At 64.8% G+C, this 15,966-nt stretch carries 13 protein-coding genes; 9 read left to right on the top strand and 4 right to left on the bottom strand.

The features are described from left to right. The first annotated feature begins 32 nt into the window (after positions 1 to 32). From CLU94_RS03765 to CLU94_RS03750, 4 genes are read left to right on the top strand one after another with little or no spacing between them, the layout of a single operon-like run. Positions 33 to 1,736: a tyrosinase family protein gene (locus tag CLU94_RS03765; RefSeq protein WP_180278586.1), complete on the top strand. Its 1,704-nt coding sequence runs from the start codon at positions 33 to 35 to the stop codon at positions 1,734 to 1,736. Beyond that, positions 1,733 to 2,092 (top strand): hypothetical protein, encoded by a 360-nt coding sequence (locus CLU94_RS03760; protein ID WP_099664671.1) that lies wholly within the window; start codon positions 1,733 to 1,735, stop codon positions 2,090 to 2,092. The genes CLU94_RS03765 and CLU94_RS03760 overlap by 4 nt, the downstream gene beginning before the upstream one ends. 47 nt (positions 2,093 to 2,139) lie before the next feature. Continuing rightward, positions 2,140 to 4,326, top strand: coding sequence for a LodA/GoxA family CTQ-dependent oxidase (locus tag CLU94_RS03755; protein WP_099664670.1), 2,187 nt, complete (start codon positions 2,140 to 2,142; stop codon positions 4,324 to 4,326). Then, positions 4,326 to 5,468, top strand: a complete 1,143-nt coding sequence (locus tag CLU94_RS03750) for an FAD-dependent oxidoreductase (RefSeq protein WP_143451337.1) — start codon at positions 4,326 to 4,328, stop codon at positions 5,466 to 5,468. The genes CLU94_RS03755 and CLU94_RS03750 overlap by 1 nt, the downstream gene beginning before the upstream one ends. Here CLU94_RS03750 and CLU94_RS03745 read toward each other — a convergent pair. The 4 genes from CLU94_RS03745 to tssK are packed head-to-tail and all read right to left on the bottom strand — an operon-like array spanning position 5,465 to position 11,921. Then, positions 5,465 to 5,920: a hypothetical protein gene (locus CLU94_RS03745; protein WP_099664668.1), complete on the bottom strand. Its 456-nt coding sequence runs from the start codon at positions 5,918 to 5,920 to the stop codon at positions 5,465 to 5,467. The genes CLU94_RS03750 and CLU94_RS03745 overlap by 4 nt on opposite strands. A 41-nt stretch (positions 5,921 to 5,961) precedes the next feature. Continuing rightward, positions 5,962 to 9,783 (bottom strand): type VI secretion system Vgr family protein, encoded by a 3,822-nt coding sequence (tssI, locus tag CLU94_RS03740; protein ID WP_099664667.1) that lies wholly within the window; start codon positions 9,781 to 9,783, stop codon positions 5,962 to 5,964. Further along, positions 9,783 to 10,565, bottom strand: coding sequence for a type IVB secretion system protein IcmH/DotU (icmH, locus tag CLU94_RS03735; RefSeq protein WP_099664666.1), 783 nt, complete (start codon positions 10,563 to 10,565; stop codon positions 9,783 to 9,785). Before icmH ends, tssI begins: the two co-directional genes overlap by 1 nt. Positions 10,566 to 10,574: 9 nt before the next feature. After that, positions 10,575 to 11,921 (bottom strand): type VI secretion system baseplate subunit TssK, encoded by a 1,347-nt coding sequence (gene tssK, locus CLU94_RS03730; RefSeq protein ID WP_099664665.1) that lies wholly within the window; start codon positions 11,919 to 11,921, stop codon positions 10,575 to 10,577. A gap of 289 nt (positions 11,922 to 12,210) precedes the next feature. Here tssK and CLU94_RS28620 point away from each other — a divergent pair, with 289 nt between their 5' ends. The 5 genes from CLU94_RS28620 (at position 12,211) to tssE (ending at position 15,964) form a co-directional block, all read left to right on the top strand. After that, complete coding sequence (locus CLU94_RS28620; RefSeq protein WP_257218664.1) at positions 12,211 to 12,783, top strand: hypothetical protein; 573 nt, start codon at positions 12,211 to 12,213, stop codon at positions 12,781 to 12,783. A gap of 73 nt (positions 12,784 to 12,856) precedes the next feature. Continuing rightward, a complete protein-coding gene (gene tssB, locus CLU94_RS03720; RefSeq protein ID WP_077402277.1) occupies positions 12,857 to 13,366 on the top strand; it encodes a type VI secretion system contractile sheath small subunit in 510 nt (169 codons plus the stop codon). Between the two features lies 1 nt (position 13,367). Continuing rightward, on the top strand, positions 13,368 to 14,852 hold the full coding sequence (gene tssC / locus CLU94_RS03715; RefSeq protein WP_099664664.1) for a type VI secretion system contractile sheath large subunit: 1,485 nt from the start codon (positions 13,368 to 13,370) through the stop codon (positions 14,850 to 14,852). Positions 14,853 to 14,885: 33 nt separating this feature from the next. Further along, positions 14,886 to 15,377, top strand: a complete 492-nt coding sequence (locus CLU94_RS03710) for an Hcp family type VI secretion system effector (protein WP_035817450.1) — start codon at positions 14,886 to 14,888, stop codon at positions 15,375 to 15,377. A 95-nt stretch (positions 15,378 to 15,472) separates the two neighbouring features. Beyond that, positions 15,473 to 15,964 (top strand): type VI secretion system baseplate subunit TssE, encoded by a 492-nt coding sequence (gene tssE, locus CLU94_RS03705; protein WP_099664663.1) that lies wholly within the window; start codon positions 15,473 to 15,475, stop codon positions 15,962 to 15,964. Positions 15,965 to 15,966 lie beyond the last annotated feature (2 nt).

The following is a 15,966-nucleotide window of genomic DNA, read 5'->3' as shown; positions in this document are numbered from 1 at the left end:
CCTTTCCCAACCTGTCTTTGGAGCAACTGCCCATGTTACGCATGAAAACTTCCATCCTTCCCCTCCTGGCCGGCTTGCTGTGCGCGGGTGTCTGCACCGCGGTACAGGCGCAGGTTACCGTATCGTGTCGCCCGGAATTGCAGGCCCAGGCGGAGCCGGGTGGCGCGCGCGTCGTGCGCTACCGCAAGAATATCGATGAACTGACCCCGGCCGAGCTTGACGCCTTCAAGCATGCGGTGAGCGAGATGAAACGCAAGAGCCAGGAAAACGTGTATGACCGGCGCGGCTTCCTGTGGCAAGCCTGGGTGCATAACTGCACCTCCGTCGACGTCTTCAATGACCGTCAGGCGGCCTTGCCCGGCGACAGGCTGAAGCAGTTGCTGGGCGATCCGACGCGCAACAGCTGCGACATTGCTTATTTCATCGACAAGGTGGCGACCGAGGACAATGCCCACGAGGAATTCCCGGGCGAGTGCGAGCACCAGAAGAACACCTTCCTGCAATGGCACCGGGCGCAGCTGTACTTTTACGAGCAAGCGCTGCAGGCGGCCGACCCGAACGGCGAACGGGGGCCCAGCACGCGCAACGTCGCGTTGCCGTACTGGAACTTCACCCGCAAGCCTTCCGGCGTGCGCTATCCGAAAGCCTTCGAGGATGTCGATTCTCCGCTGTACGATGCCACGCGCAAGAGGGAGGGGCTCGACAGCTCGCTGGCCACGGCTTCCCCCAATTTGCTGGCCTACCAGATCTACTACATGGATTGGGCCGATTTTGGCGGCGACGAATACGGCAGCCTGGGCGGTGGCAACCTAGAGACGAAGATCCACAATCACATGCACGCCACCTACATGGGCGGCAATATGGGCGACAACGTCACGGCCGGCCTCGATCCGTTGTTCTATGCCTTCCATAATTTCCTCGATTACAGTTTCGAGAAGTGGCTGGACGAGCATGGCGACGCCGGCATACGCGGCAGCGGGCGCACGGCGTTCATGCGCAGCGAGCAGGACGCCAGCTTGCCACGGCCCGTCGGCTGGAGCGCCGGCAGCGGCGATGCCCAGCGCAGCGATTCGGGCGACTACACGGCCAACATGGGCCAGGCGGTGCTGTACTTCGACACCCTCCGGCAAGGCTATGGCTTCCAGCCGCGCTATGGCGGCGAGTTTGCCCGCAAGAAGGATATCCAGGCCTTGATCGACCGGCACCAGCAGGCGGGGTTTGTATTCGGCGACAACCAGAAAAGCCTGTTCGCCGCCCTGCTCAGCGACGATGCGGCCGATGGCGCGGTCGCCAGGCCCGACCTCACCGTGACCAGCGCCTACACGATCCCGGCGCGGCGGGTGGCCGGCGACAAGCGGGTGAACATGGTGCTGGACCGCGCGCATGCGGACGAGGACTACAGTTTTCAGGCCGATATCTACCTGTATCCCGCCAAGGTGACTGCGCGCATCGGCGACAAGGCGTTCCGCGACCGCTACCTGGTCACCAGCACCAGCCACTGGGCCCTGTCCGGCGCCCACCAGCATGATAAATATGTCATCGAAACGGATATCACCGGCATCGTCGACAGCCTGGTTCCCAAGAAGCGCAGGCAGGCCTGGCGCATCACGGCGGCCATCACCACGAATGACAAGGGCCGCGGCTTGATACGGCAAGGCGATTTTTCCACGCCCGTGATCCAGGTCGTCGACCGCCGCAAACCTGCCGAACCCACGTATGAGGAGAGCAAGCCATGAACGAACGGACCAGCTTCAAGCGCGATGTGCAGGGCCTGTTTTCCCGCTACGTGGCCGACATGAACAAGATCAAGCTGTCGAACCCCGAGTCGACGGGCGTGCAGCGGCTGTACCTGAATGACTATGCGAGCGTGAAGGCGTTTGCCTGGCAAATCCAGGTGGCCATCCACGGTTACGACTATGACAGCCGCAACGCAAAATGGCTGGTGGACGCCGGGCACCGCCTGCGCGCGCCGGGAGGGCGGGAAGGCGAGTATGTCATGTCCGCGCCGCATCCGATGCCGCCCGACGGGCCGATGCCGCAGGAAGGCATCGATATCTTCGACCAGTGGGTCAGGGACGGCATGCAGCCGTGACTCTCAGGCCAACCGGCACAGACACCCTTGATGATCAGGAGTTCAGCATGGCATACACAGGTTTGAGAATTCACCCGGCCATCGGCATCGCCCGCGTCGGCAACAGCGAAGAATACTATCTGGGCCCGGAAAGCCTGGCCGGCATGCCGCTCGATGGCCAGGATGGCACGGGAGGCTTGCCGATCCGGCCCGGCACGGAAGACACGACCATCGCCAGCACCGAGTTGCGCGACGCCGGCGGAAAGCTCAAGCGGCAGGCGGCCCGCTTCCGGATTTACCAATATGCGTTCGACGCGGCGGACGGCGTGGAAAGCTACCCGCTGGGCCGGCGGGGCGGGGCGGCCGAAGTGGCCATCGGCAGCATGGTCGATGGCAAGATCGTCAAGGACATCGTCTGGACCGTGCACCTGGCCAACAAGAAAGCCAATAGCTGGGAGGGTGGGGACGGCGTGGCGCCGTTTGAAAACCAGCGCGCGCCAGCCCTGCGCAATCCGGCCTTCGGCACGCCAGGCTCGCCGCACTTCGGCACGCCGGCCGACCCGCTGCGCCTGAAGCTGCTGGTCATCGATCCCGGACCGCGCACCGTGCAGGCTTCGCGCCAGGGCGTGCAGCAGTTCGACACATCGACGCCGCCGTCGTGCGCGGATGCGGCCAGCGGCGCCGTGCGCAGCCTACCCGACTATCCCGTGTCGTTCCCGCGCGGCGGGCAGCCTGGCGCGCCGGCGCAGGGCCCTGGCGCCATCATCGCCTCGCTGGGCGCCATCACGACGGAAAAGAATGGACGATTGCTGGTGCTGGGCGGCTATGGCAAGGCCTGCGGCTTCGACGCGCAAGGCAATTATTCGGCCGCCGCCGTCCTGCACGACAATGTCAACAACGACAACTGGTTCGATGACGTGGCCGATGGTCCCGTCACGGCCATGCTGCTCTTTGCCGACGGCACGGCGCGCAGCGTCGAGGGCGGCGCCTGGGTGATCTCGAGCGACCCGTCGTACGCGCCGCAAACGGCGAACGTCGTATCGCTGTGGGACGACCTGTATTGCACCTGGCTGGAAAAGATGGCGCTGCGGCCCGCCGTGTATGCGGATGGCAGCTATCAAACGGGCTACCAGAGCAATTTCAGCACCGATGTGCAGCCCATCCTGCGCGCGGCCTCGCTGCAGCGCTGGACGACCAGCTTGCCGCCCAGGGCGATCAAGGAGCACGACTTGCTGGGCAAGATGAAGGCGGAAGGCCTGACCTACCCGATCATGAATTTCATCCGCCATCCCGACCAGACGGGGGCGCCGTCGCTGCGGCCGCAAATGCCGCTGTCGCTGGGCGATGCGGGCAGCAGCCTGCTGACCCTGACCCGTGCCCAGTATTTTTTCATGGATCAGTGGGCGCATGGCAAGTATGTGGCCGGCAGCGGCACTTTCCTGCTGGGCGCGGGCGAAGCGCTCGACCGTACCATCCTGTTCAACTGCCTGGGGGGCCGCTACAGCCCCGGCATCGAGATGGGTTTTATCGTGCGCGACCCCGGCCTGTACCGGCAGGCATGGCGGCGCCATGATGCTGGCGGCCCGTTCCGCATCAATGCGCAGCATCTCGATTACTCGGCCGCCGTCAGGGACCAGCCCTTCCTTGGCGCCGGCTACATGCCGCTGCGCGGCGGCGCGGTGCAGCCCGGCGACGTGTCGAAATTCATGGCCTTGCCGTGGCATACCGATTACAACTCGTGCGCCACGCATCTGCCCGATCCGAATCCCGGCGGCACGGTGCTGAACAACCAGCAGGCCATCGATGCGGCCACGGCGCTCAAGGGCAATGGCTACAATACCTTGCTGTATTCATCGTGGCCGGCGCAGCGGCCCGTGGCCGTGTACACCTACGACGACGTCGTCGCCAACGGCGGCGAATTGACGACGCCGCGCTATTCCGTGCGCGGCAAGGGCACGCGGGCAGATGGGCTGCCATCGGCCACCCCGGAAAATGCGGAAATCGACCGGCCCGCCATGCATGTGGGCCGCTACCAGGACCGCGCGCAGTTCCTGCTGAACTGGCACCGCATCGGCGTGGTCGTGCAAAGCACGGCGATTGCGCGCAAGGCTGGCGAGAAGGCCATCTGCAAGGATTACTACCTGGAAGTCGAAAGCCTGTTCGACAGCGATGAAAGCAACCTGGTCGAGTATTGGCGCAACACGGCCATCGACAAGGTGTACCGGCCGAAGCCGCAGCCGAAACCGAAGCCCTGATGGCGGCGGCAGAAAGCTCCGCTGCGGCAGGGCCATCGCGGCAGCGCTACCGGGTCGCCATCATCGGCGGCGGCCCGGCTGGCTGCGCCTGTGCGCTGGCGCTGGCCCAGCACGGCGTGCATGACGTGCTCGTGATCGAGGCGGGCGACTACGCGCAATTTCGCATCGGCGAAAGCATTCCGCCCGAAGCCAACCGTCTGTTCCACGCGCTGGGCATTGCGCAGGATTTTTTCGCCGAGGCGCATGCGCCTTGCCATGGCAGCTGTTCCTGGTGGGGCAGCGACAAGCGCGGCTACAACGACGCGCTGCTGCATCCGCTGGGCCACGGTTGGCATCTGGAGCGCTCCCGTTTCAATCGCTTCCTGGCGCAGCAGGCGCGCTTGCGCGGGGCGGAAGTGCTGCTGCGCGCCAGCCTGGTCGCGTCGGCCCCGGCGCAAGGCGGCGGTTTTACCCTGGAATTGATGCTGGGCGATCTCGCGCACCCGCGACCGGCCAGCATCCATGCCGATGTGGTGGTCGACGCCAGCGGCACGCGCGCCGTCTTCGCGCGCCAGCGCGGCAGCCGCAAGGTCGAAACGCTGCCGCTGGTCTGCCTGGCCATGCGCTTCGCCGCGCCCGACGCCCCCCGTTCCGGCATGACGCACCTGGAAGCGGTCGAACATGGCTGGTGGTATGGCGCCCATCTGCCCGACGCCACCTTGCTGCTGGCGTTCTACAGCGACGCGGCCACCGTCAAGGCGCGGCGCCTGCAGCATGCCGCGCACTGGCTGGAAGGGCTGGCGGCCGCGCCCAATACAGCAGCGCTGGCCCGCGGCGCGGTGCCGCTGGCAGGCGGCGTGCAGAGTTTTCCCGCGCCGTCCTACTGCCTCGAGCAACTGGATGGCGACGGCTGGCTGGCCATCGGCGACGCCGCCTCGGCCTACGATCCCGTCACCTCGCAAGGCATCGTCAAGGCGCTGGCCAATGGCATGGCGGCCGCTGGCGCCATCGCCGGCCACGCCATCCTGGACGCGGTGGCGCAGACGGTGGCGCAGCGCTACGCCGATTACCTGGCGCAGCGCCAGCAGTACTACGGCTGGGAGCAGCGCTGGCCCGCCGCGCCGTTCTGGCGCCAGCTGCATGCGGATGCGCTAGCGGATTAACGGCGCTGCGCTTCGCGTTCGAGCGTATCCCTGCCGATGATCTTCAGGCTGGCGCCGCCCTTGAAGGGCAGCGCTTCCTCGCTGCCCGCCGTCTGGATGCCGGCCGAGACGCCGATTTCGGCCGTCACGTCGACGAATTCCGTACGGAACATGCGCAGCTCGGTGTGCTTGATGACGCTTTGCAGCGCAATCGACTGGCCCGGCGCGATGGGGGTGAAGGCGCGCTTGAGCGCGTGATTGGCCAGGCCCGTCTTCAATACCTGGCTTTGTTCGCTCGCGTTGTCGATCAGGCGCATATTGGGCCCCCGCGCTTGCATGTACTGGAGCGGATAGCCGACTTCCCCATTGCCGATATTCTTGATGACCACCTCGATGCGCATGTCGCTGCCCGTGAAAATGCAGGCCGGATTATCGATGCAGTGGGCGCTGATGGAGAGGATGTCGTTCGGCATGGCGTTTCCTGGGAGTTGTAGGGACACTGCGAGCAGTGCGATTAGGAGCCGTTCAGGATGATATCGCATTTGATCTGCCGTCCTATTTTCGTCCGTAGCAAGTCCTGCACTTCGATGGCGATCTGCCAGGCATGCCGGTCACGGATGACGATGGAGCCGGCCGAGTTCATGATGTTGGCAGCGGCCGGTTCCGGTTCCTCATCGTCCGAGAGCGAAGGCACGGGCGCATCCCAGCTGCCGTCCGGTTTCTTGTATTTGACGGTCTCGTCGTCTCCTTCCACATACGAGTATTCATCCGGCAAGCCATAGCAGTGACCGAATTCATGGGCGTGTGTCTGGCCATCGGTCGAGGCGGACACGTCGATGATGGTCCCCGTCACGCTTTCGCGGTCGTAGCGTTTGTGGATCTGCATGACGTAGTGCTCGTTGCTCTCCACATAAACGACGCGGTAGATGATGGGCAGGGTGCGCGTGCCGCATTCCGGATCGCTGATTTTCATCTGGAATTTATTGTTCCAGTGGCTTTCCAGCCCCGTGGTGGCGATGCCCTTGACGTACTTGATGACGGCGGCGCGCTGCTTGGCCCGCGTGGCGGCCTGCGGGGTGCCCTTCTCGCGCTCTTCCAGCGCCTGGTCGGCCGGCTCGAGCACCGTGATCACCTTGACGCGCAATTCGGCGATGATGCCGGTATTCGACTTGACGGGCACGTAGATCTTGTAGCGCACGGTGTCGAAATAGTTATGCGGCGCACCAGTGGCGCCGAAGGTGTTGTTGTAGCGCGGCACGCTGGAGACGCTAATCTCCTTTTCATAGTCGGCGATCCAGCAGGCGGGGCGCTTGATCAGCACTTCCTTGCGCTGCTTGTTGTCGACGGGGCTGGTGCTGGACGTACCCGTTGCCTTGAATTTCGGTTCGGGGTTGGGCGGCGCCTTGGCCGTCGTGCCGGGAGCGGGCGCCTTGGCGCGCGTGTCCGAGCTGGGCGCAGGAGCCTGGTCTGGGCCGTTCTCCGTCTCGGGCAACTGGCCCGGAGACTTGAGCAGTTCGATCACCAGCGCCTCGACGGCGGCAGCGGCCACGATGTGGGTCAGGCCCCTGGCGTCCGTCATGCCCGTTTCGATGCTGCCGTCGGCGCGCTTGACGCGATACGGCTGGCGCGCCATCAGTTCGCCCGTGTCGCGGTCTTTCAGCACGAAGCCTTCGTCGAACAGTTTCAAGCGGCTGTCCGGCAACGGCGGCAGGCCGGCCGCGGCGCTGGCGCCGCCATTGAAGAGATGCTGCCCGCCCTTGACCGTAAAATGGCCGGGGCAGCGGAAGGTGATGTCGCCGCCTTCGAGCGTGATCGAGGATTGTCCCGCCTGCAGGACGATTTTCTGGTTGGCCTTGATGTCGATGCTGTCGCTCACGGAGATCACCGTGACGGCTTGATCGGCGAGGATTTCCAGCTGGTCGGTATGCGCTTCGAGCGAGACGGGGCCGTTGCCAGCGACGGCCTTGATGCCGCCTTCCTGGCTGAACAGCGTGGCCGCGTTGGCCGCCACCGAGGCGACCGTCTGGCCGGCCGTCATGTGCAGGTCGGCCTGCGCCGTCCAGTGCAGCTGCTGGCCCGCGAACAGCACGGTCGACGCGGGCGTGGCCCAGTTGATGCTGCTGGGCGACTCCATCAGCACCAGCGGCTGGGCGTAGCGTTCCACGGGCTGCGCCGTATCGGGCGCGCGCGTGCCGCTACCCGCCTTGCTGGTTTCCTGGCCGCCGACGCTGGCCTGGTACTTGCCATCCTGCTGCGGGTCGATCTGCTTCGCCATGTCCAGCTGCGCCTGGTTCGCATCCTTGCTGACGAGGGCTTTTTGCTGGCTTGCCGACGTCGCCACCGTCTTGCTCAGTTCACAGGCGCCGCGCAGCAGGGCCAGCGCCTCCCTGGTGTCGAGCTGGCTCGACGCCACGCCGGCGCCCTGGCGCGCGCGCGCCGTGGTCGAGAGCAGCACGCCTTCGCCGGCGCGCAGCATGGCCCAGGCATCGGTGCGCAACTCAAAGCCGCTGCCGCGGTAGTTGCCCCGTTGCGCCGAACTGGCGCCTTGCTGCACCAGGTAGCCCAGATTGAGCTCGGTGGCGGCGCTGCTCGACGCGAGCCGGGTGCGCAGCTGGCCCTGGGTATCGTCCAGCACCCACTGGTTGTAGCCGGCGCCATCGAAATTGTGGCTGTGCATGCCCGACAGGACGCCCGCGTGGTTGACGCCAGAATCCTCGCCGGCCGCATACGGCGGCGTGTCGCTGCCCGTGTAGAGCTGGGCGACGACCAGCGGGCGGTCCATGTCGCCTTCGATGAAGTCGACCAGCACTTCGGTGCCGAGGCGCGGCGTGAATTGCGAGCCCCAGTTCGGGCCGGCCAGCGCTTCGGCCACGCGCACCCAGGCGCCGGACGCCTCGTTGCCGGGCGCGTTGCCCTGCTGGTCGGTGTTGTGCGCCAGGCCGCCGGGATTGGCGGCGCTGCCGCGCTGCCAGGCAAACTGGATGCGCACCTGGTGGTCGCGGCCCGTGGTGGCCACGCTGTCGGCCAGGCCCACCACCAGCGCCGTCTGCGGACCCAGCGCCACGGCCGGCGCACGCGCGGCGGTGGCGCGCGGCACGATGGCCACGCTGGTGCGCACGCAGCCGAAGCGGTTGCGGTAGGTGCCCGGCTCGATCTGGCCGGCGATCCAGTCGGCCACGCCGCCCAGGCCGGCCGTCCTGGCCAGCCTCGACAGCATGTCGCCCAGGCTGGCGCCGGCCGGTCCCGTATTGTTGCGCGCCTGGTGCTCGGCCCACAGCACGGTGAAGGCGTTGGCGCCATCGGCATGCTGCTCGTGCTGCAGCAGGCGCATGGCGTGGCCGGCGGCCAGGCGGCGCACGGCGCCGGCGCCGTCGAACTGCTTGTTGTCCAGCTCCAGGGCTTGCAGCATGCGCTCGCTGTGCGGCCCGGCCGCCGCGCGGTCGGCGTGCAGGCGCTCGCCGGCACCGTCATACACGGCCAGCTGCGGCAATTGCCCGGCCTCCAGGCTGGAGACTTGCTCGGCGGCGGGCGCCGTCACCTGCGCCGGGTCCCAGCTGCTGATGCTGACGGCGTTCGATTGCACCTGGCGGCGCGCGCCGAAGCGGTCGATGGCGTCGTCCGTATCGGTAGCGCGCACGCCGTGAAAGCGCATGTCGGCGCCGCCCGGCGTCTGCGGCGCGGTGGCCTTGCTGTCGAAGATCACCAGTTTGTGCCTGGCCTGCGCCTGGCCATCGCCGCTGTCCTGCGCGCCGCCGGGCTGGTCGTGCTCGAAGCGCCAGCTCAGGCCTTCGGCAGCGAGCAGGCGCGCGAAGAAATCGAAGTCGCTTTCGCGGTACTGGGTGCAGATGGCGCGCGTGGCCAGCGCCTGGCTGACATCGAATGCGAAGCGCAGCTGCGGGTAGTCGGCCAGCAGCTCGGTGACGATGTCGCGCGCATTCTTGTCCTGGAAAATGTAACTGTCGCGGCGCAGCTGCAGCAGGGCCAGGGCCGGCTCGAGGCGCAGCCGGTAGCGCGCCACGCCGCCGTCGGCGCCCAGCCAGGCGCAATCGGTGCAGATGCCGTGCCAGGCGCGCTGGCTGCCGTCGGGCTGCAGCAGGCACAGCGTCATTTCCTCGCCGATGAAGGAGGCCAGGTCCAGGCTGGCCGCGGTGCTCAGGGCGTCGACCTCGAAGCGGAACAGTTCATTGACGGCCTCGCGGCCCTCGAACTGTTCCGCCATCAGCGATTCCGGCTGCCCGGACTGCTGGGCCGTGGCCAGGCTGATGAGCCGTGCGTGCTGGCTCAGGCCCGTGCCGAACTGGCCCGTTGCCGCGGGGGGGTGTTGTGCGTCGCCCATCACGGCAGGGTAATGCTCAGGTTAGCCACGCGCGGCGCCAGCTTGACGATGTCGTTGTAGGCATTGATCTGCGCTTGCGTCTGTTTGGCCAGCATGGTGCGCAGGCCCAGGTAGCCCAGTGCGCAGATCAGGGCGAACACCGAGCACAGCACCCATGGCGGCACGTTGTTGCGCAGCTTGTGGATGATCTGGTCGGGCCGCTCCGCATGCGGGGCGAAGCCGGTTTTCTTGCCCTTCATCTGGGCGATTTCGTCGCCCAGGCGCGCCGTCAGGTAATTGAGTTTTTCCGGGCCTTCGAGGATGTAGCGGCCCTGGAAACCCAGCAGCAGGCACATGTGGAAGACCTCGAGCGCCTGCAGGTGCGCGCTGCCGCGCGCGCGCAGCGCTTCGAGACGGATGAAGAAGTTTTCGCCGGCCAGCTGGTCGCCGAACAGCACCAGCTGCAACGGCCGCCGCGCCCATTCGTCGCGGATGCTGTAGGGCGAACGCAGGATGATTTCATCGACGGCCGCACAGAACGCATATTTGGCGGCGTCGATGTCGTCCGCCGACGCGCCCTGTTTTTTCGCGCCGCGGCTGAACTCATCGAGGAAGTGCGTCATCTTGCTGATGAAATCGGCATTGTCTTGCGGCCCGCTGCCGTTCTTCAGCATGAACAGGGCGTAAAAACCGTCGTACATCAAGTCCATCAATGTGTGTTCGGTGCCGGGACCGGCAGCCATGCTGGCGGCATAGGCGGCCTGGCTGCCGGACATCAGGGAAGGGGGAGCGCTGGAGTGCATCGTTGGACCTCAGGAAGTGACGGCGACAAGTTCGAGTTTCAGTTCACGCATGCCGGAAGGTACATACACCAGCAGCGACTGCGCCTGCAGCATGCGTTCGTACATCTGGCCCTTGGCCTCGATGGTGAAATAAAACATGTCGGGGCGCACCGGCACGGCGGCCGGCACCTGCGGCGCATGCTGCAGGCGCACCCCGGGCAGGGCGGACAGGACGAATTTTTCCACGTCGTCTGGCGCGCCCACCTTGAAGCGCAGCGGCACCACGTCGACCAGTTCCACGCCGGCCATGTCGGCGGACACGCCCAGGTAGAACGCCGTCTTGGCATCGATCTTTTCCGAGTCCAGCTTGCCGTGATGGTAGGACGGCTTGGTTTCCGTCAGCGCGATGGCGAAGTATTTCGACGAGATCACGGTGTCGAGCAATTCGCGGATCATGGCGTGCAGCTGGGCGAACGACGGTCCGGGATCGGCATGCCGGTATGGCGGCAGGTCGGCCAGCGCATGGCTGCGTGAAAAGGTCATCAAGCCGCCCGCCAGGGCCAGCAGCTGCTCGTACAGGCGCTCCGGATGCAGCGCCGGATGATGGAAGTAATGGCTGAGCGAGGCGTAGGCCGCGCTGGCCGTATGCAGCAGCCAGAACGAGGACATGTCGCCGGAGCGAAATTCGATCACGCTCTTGCTCGGCTCGCGGTGATGGCCATACAGCGCGTTGACCTTGGCCTGCAGCGCGTCGATCAGGCGGCGCAGCTGCAGGAACAGCAGGGGCGCGCTGCGGATGGACAGGCTGGGAGGCACGAAGGCCGGATCCTGCTCGAAGCCGCCCGTCGACAGGCGCCGCAGGCGCAGCAGGGGGAAGCTGACGTAGGAATCGCGCGGTTCGGCATCGGCGACGAGGCGCAGGGTTTTTTTCAGGTAGGTCAGTTCGGCCTGCGCGGCCTGGGTGTACAGGTCCGGCGTGCTGAGATTGGCCTGGGCGTAGCGCGCCGCGTTGTTGGGCTGGCCGCTGGCGGCGAAGTTGCCGCCGAATGGCTTGAAAGCCGGCAAGGCGGCGTGGAAGGTCACCGATTGCAGCGACGACGGCAAGTTGCCCAGGTCGAGCGCGTCGGGCAGGTCATCGCTTCCGGCGGCGTTGTAGATTTCGCCGTCCTGGAAGACCAGCGACAGTTCCAGCAGGCGCAAGCTGTTGTTCGCCAGCGCATCGCGGTCGATCTGCAACTGGTTCACGCCCCACGCGTACGGGTGCAGCGCCTTGACGCTCTCGTGCAGGCGCTGTTCGTGGTACTGGTCTTGCTGCTGGAAATGCTGGGGACGCAGGAACAGCCCTTCGCCCCATAACAATTTGTTTGCCATGCTCATGGATTGCCCTCTATGCCAGACACAGTGAGGCGCGCGGCAGCGACTGAAAATCATGCTTCGCATCGCGCAACTTGGTGCTTTTTTCGCAACTGCAGGAACCTTAACATTATCTTGAAGAATGGTGCGTACGGTACGTTTTTAGCGTGAGTAGTGTGAGTTTTCGCGTATTTTCTATCGAACGCAGTGAATTTTGAAATCATGCTACGCTCCGAAAAATAAACAATTAGCAACTATAAAAAGCAACTTTTCAATCGCCAAAACCGTCTTCTTTTTTGAAGGAAAGCTCAACATGACACGCCCGGTTTCGCTATGCACGCTTGCAGTTATCGCCTGTGCTTTTACCCTCAGCGCCTGCAGTACGGCGCCGGTGGCCAAGCCGCCGCCCGTCGTGGCGCCGACGCTGGAAGAACTGATGGCCAAGGCCACGCAGGCGGTGGACACGGGCAACAAGGCGGCGGCGCTGGCGCTGTGGCAGGAGGCGGCCGCCGCGGCGCCCGCCGACAAGCAGCCCTGGGTGCGCATGGCGCAAAGCCGCTACGATGCGGGCCAGTATGGTGAAGCCATCCTCAATGCCCAGGAAGTGCTGGTGCGCGATCCTGCCGACAAGCTGGCCAACAGCGTGATCGCCATCAGCGGACTGCGCCTGTCGACGCGGGCGCTGGCCGACCTGAGCCGCCAGAACAACCTGTCCGGTCCGCTGCGCGCGGAATCGCAGGACCTGGCCAAGCTGCTGCGCGAGAGCCTGGGCGAAACCGTGCTGGTGCCGCCGCCGGACAAACCGCCCGTGCGAGCGTCGCGCAAGCAGCCAAGCAAGCGCACTGCCGATGAGGGCAGCGCCAATCCATTCAACGCCCTGAAGTAGCCAGCCAGGCACAGGTACGCCGCAGTTCAACAGGCGCATCGCCGATGCCGCCAATATTTGGGAAGGGGATGTCATGTCGAAAAAAGATAGTGTGCAGAAGCGCTTGCAAAAGGTACGCCCGCCACGCGTGCAGATGACCTATGACGTCGAGATCGGCGACGCCATCGAAAACAAGGAACTGCCCTTCGTGGTGGGCGTGGTGGGCGATTTCGGCGGCAATTCCGAACTCGAGCAGAAGCGCCTGAAGGACCGCAAGTTCGTCGATATCGACCGCGACAATTTCGATGAAGTGATGAAGGGTATCGAGCCGCGCGCCACCTTCCGCGTGCCGAATGAACTGGGCGCCGCTGGCGGCCAGTTCGGTGTCGAGCTGAAATTTCGCGCGATCGCTGATTTCCGCCCGGAAGCGGTGGTCGAGCAGGTCGAGCCGCTGCGCAAGCTGCTCGAGGCGCGCACCAAGCTGGCCGACCTGCGCAACAAGCTGGCCGGCAACGACAAACTGGAAGACATCCTGAATGACGTGCTCAACAGCACGGAAAAACTGGCCCAGCTGGAACAACATTCCCACGTCAGGAAAGATTGATATGTCCGCACAACTGACCCCCGCATTGAGCGCTGCCGGCGCCGCCGAAATCGACTTGCTCGACCAGATCGTCGAGCAGAGCAAGGTGGCCAAGTCCAGCGTCGAACACGCCCGCGCCAAGGATCTGATTTCCGAACTGGTCAGCCAGGTCATGGATGGCACGGTGGTGGTATCGAACAACCTGGCCGCCACCATCGATGCCCGCGTGGCCGAACTGGACCAGCTTATTTCCGCGCAGCTCAGTGCCATCATGCACGCGCCCGAATTCCAGAAGCTGGAAAGCAGCTGGACGGGCCTGCATTACCTGGTGAAGAACACGGCTACCGGCACGAATCTGAAAATCAAGATGATGAACGCGACCAAGCGCGAGCTGGTCAAGGATTTCCAGAGCGCGCTGGAGTTCGACCAGTCGACCATGTTCAAGAAGGTCTACGAGGAGGAATTCGGCACCTTTGGCGGCGCGCCGTTCGGTACCTTGCTGGGCGACTTCGAATTCAGCCGCCAGCCGGAAGACATGTATTTCATCGAGCAGATGTCGCACGTGGCCGCCGCCGCGCACGCGCCATTCATCTCGTCCGCGTCGCCGGAACTGTTTGGCCTGGAAAGCTACAGCGACCTGGGCAAGCCGCGCGACCTGGCCAAGGTCTTCGACACGGTCGAGTACGCGAAGTGGAAATCCTTGCGCGAATCGGAAGATTCTCGCTACGTGGGCCTGACCTTGCCCCGCTTCCTGGGCCGGCTGCCGTTCAATCCGCTCGATGGCGCCACCGTCGACGGCTTCAATTTCGTCGAGGACGTCGACGGCACCGACCACCAGAAATACCTGTGGTGCAACGCCGCCTACGCGTTCGGCACCAAGCTGACGGCCGCCTTCGAGGATTACGGCTGGTGCGCGGCGATCCGCGGCGTGGAGGGTGGCGGCTTGGTGGAAGACTTGCCGACGCATACCTTCAAGACGGACGAGGGCGAGGTGGCGCTGAAATGCCCGACCGAGATCGCCATCACGGACCGCCGCGAAAAGGAATTGAGCGACCTGGGCTTCATCTCCCTCGTGCACTGCAAGAACACGGACTATGCCGCGTTTTTCGGCGCCCAGTCGGCGCAGAAGGCGAAAAAATACAATACGGACGCCGCCAACGCGAACGCCGTGCTGTCGGCGCAGCTGCAATACATCTTCGCCGTGTCGCGCATCGCCCACTACATGAAGGCCATGATGCGCGACAAGATCGGCAGCTTCGCCGCCGCTTCCAACGTGGAAGATTTCCTCAACCGCTGGCTGACGCAGTACGTGCTGCTCGACGATAACGCCAGCCAGGAACAGAAGGCCCAGTTTCCGCTGCGCGAAGCCTCGGTGCAGGTGGCGGAAGTGCCGGGCCGGCCCGGCGTGTACCGCGCCGTGTCCTTCCTGCGTCCGCATTTCCAGCTCGATGAATTGTCCGTTTCACTCCGTTTGGTCGCGGAGCTTCCGCAGTCGACCAAATCGTAATGTATTTTTCTTCACACCCTTGAAAGGAATAACATGGCAATCGACGTATACTTGCAAATTGATGGCATCAAAGGCGAATCCACGGATAACAGCCACAAAGATTGGATCGAATGCAAGTCGGTCCAGTGGCAGGTGTTGCAACCCAAATCGGCGACCGCCTCGACGGGCGGCGGCCATACCGCCGAACGTACCGAGCACAAGGATATCGTCATCGCCAAGATGGCCGATCTCGCCAGCCCCTTGCTGCTGCAAACTTGCTCTTCTGGCAAGACCATCCCGAAAGCCAAGCTCGAGTTCCTGCGCGCCGATGGCCAGGGCGAGCGCATCAAGTACTTCGAGATCGAACTGGAGAATGTGATGATCAGCAGCGTGGCGCCATCGGTGGCCGCAGGCGACATTCTCGGCGAAGACCTGGCACTCAAGTATTCGAAGGTCAAGTGGAAGTACACGCAGCAAAAAGTGGGTGGCGGTTCGGGCGGCAACACCTCCGGCGGCTGGGACCTGTCGGCCAACAAGACAGCCTGACCGCATCTGACCGCGTACGCCAGCGGCGCGCTGCCGCCGCTGGCTTTCCTGGCCGCCGGCAGCGGCGTCCACGCCACCCATGAAACGGGAAGCCCATGAAAGGTTTTACGCCGGGCCTGTTCGACCGCCTGATGGATACGCCCGTGCACGGCGCCTCCAGCGGCACCGTCTCGCGCCTCTCGCTCGAGGACTTGAAAGACACCGTGGCGCGCGACCTCGAAGCGCTGCTCAACACGCGCGCCGTGCTGCCCGAGACGCTGCTCAAACCCTTTCCCGAGTGCGGCAAGTCGATCATCACGTACGGCTTGAACGATTTCGCCGGGCTCAGCCTGTCGAGCACGGACGACCGCGCCTATATCTGCCAGTGCCTGGAAAAGGCCATCGCCCGCCACGAGCCGCGCTTGCGCCAGGTGCGCGCATCGCTGGAAATCGAGGAAGGCTCGATCAACCGCCTCAATTTCGCCATCAGCGCGCTGCTGGTGGTGCATGCGGCGCACGAACCGGTCAGCTTCGACGCCATCCTGCAGCCTTCCAGCCTGCATTACACGATCAGCAAGGGGCGCCGCGCCGCGTCCACGGGAGCCTGACC

The sequence above is a fragment of the Janthinobacterium sp. 13 genome (genome assembly GCF_002749695.1).
Classification (GTDB): domain Bacteria; phylum Pseudomonadota; class Gammaproteobacteria; order Burkholderiales; family Burkholderiaceae_D; genus Janthinobacterium; species Janthinobacterium kumbetense.
The sequence above is the reverse complement of the archived record's forward strand: the minus strand, read 5'-3'. Positions and strand labels throughout refer to the sequence as shown.

What these genes read in the sequence shown, in the direction of transcription:
- CLU94_RS03765 (WP_180278586.1), top strand. Translation starts at nt 33, where the DNA reads ATGTTACGCATGAAAACTTCCATCCTTCCCCTCCTGGCCGGCTTGCTG.
- CLU94_RS03760 (WP_099664671.1), top strand. Translation starts at nt 1,733, where the DNA reads ATGAACGAACGGACCAGCTTCAAGCGCGATGTGCAGGGCCTGTTTTCC.
- CLU94_RS03755 (WP_099664670.1), top strand. Translation starts at nt 2,140, where the DNA reads ATGGCATACACAGGTTTGAGAATTCACCCGGCCATCGGCATCGCCCGC.
- CLU94_RS03750 (WP_143451337.1), top strand. Translation starts at nt 4,326, where the DNA reads ATGGCGGCGGCAGAAAGCTCCGCTGCGGCAGGGCCATCGCGGCAGCGC.
- CLU94_RS03745 (WP_099664668.1), bottom strand. Translation starts at nt 5,920, where the DNA reads ATGCCGAACGACATCCTCTCCATCAGCGCCCACTGCATCGATAATCCG.
- tssI (WP_099664667.1), bottom strand. Translation starts at nt 9,783, where the DNA reads ATGGGCGACGCACAACACCCCCCCGCGGCAACGGGCCAGTTCGGCACG.
- icmH (WP_099664666.1), bottom strand. Translation starts at nt 10,565, where the DNA reads ATGCACTCCAGCGCTCCCCCTTCCCTGATGTCCGGCAGCCAGGCCGCC.
- tssK (WP_099664665.1), bottom strand. Translation starts at nt 11,921, where the DNA reads ATGAGCATGGCAAACAAATTGTTATGGGGCGAAGGGCTGTTCCTGCGT.
- CLU94_RS28620 (WP_257218664.1), top strand. Translation starts at nt 12,211, where the DNA reads ATGACACGCCCGGTTTCGCTATGCACGCTTGCAGTTATCGCCTGTGCT.
- tssB (WP_077402277.1), top strand. Translation starts at nt 12,857, where the DNA reads ATGTCGAAAAAAGATAGTGTGCAGAAGCGCTTGCAAAAGGTACGCCCG.
- tssC (WP_099664664.1), top strand. Translation starts at nt 13,368, where the DNA reads ATGTCCGCACAACTGACCCCCGCATTGAGCGCTGCCGGCGCCGCCGAA.
- CLU94_RS03710 (WP_035817450.1), top strand. Translation starts at nt 14,886, where the DNA reads ATGGCAATCGACGTATACTTGCAAATTGATGGCATCAAAGGCGAATCC.
- tssE (WP_099664663.1), top strand. Translation starts at nt 15,473, where the DNA reads ATGAAAGGTTTTACGCCGGGCCTGTTCGACCGCCTGATGGATACGCCC.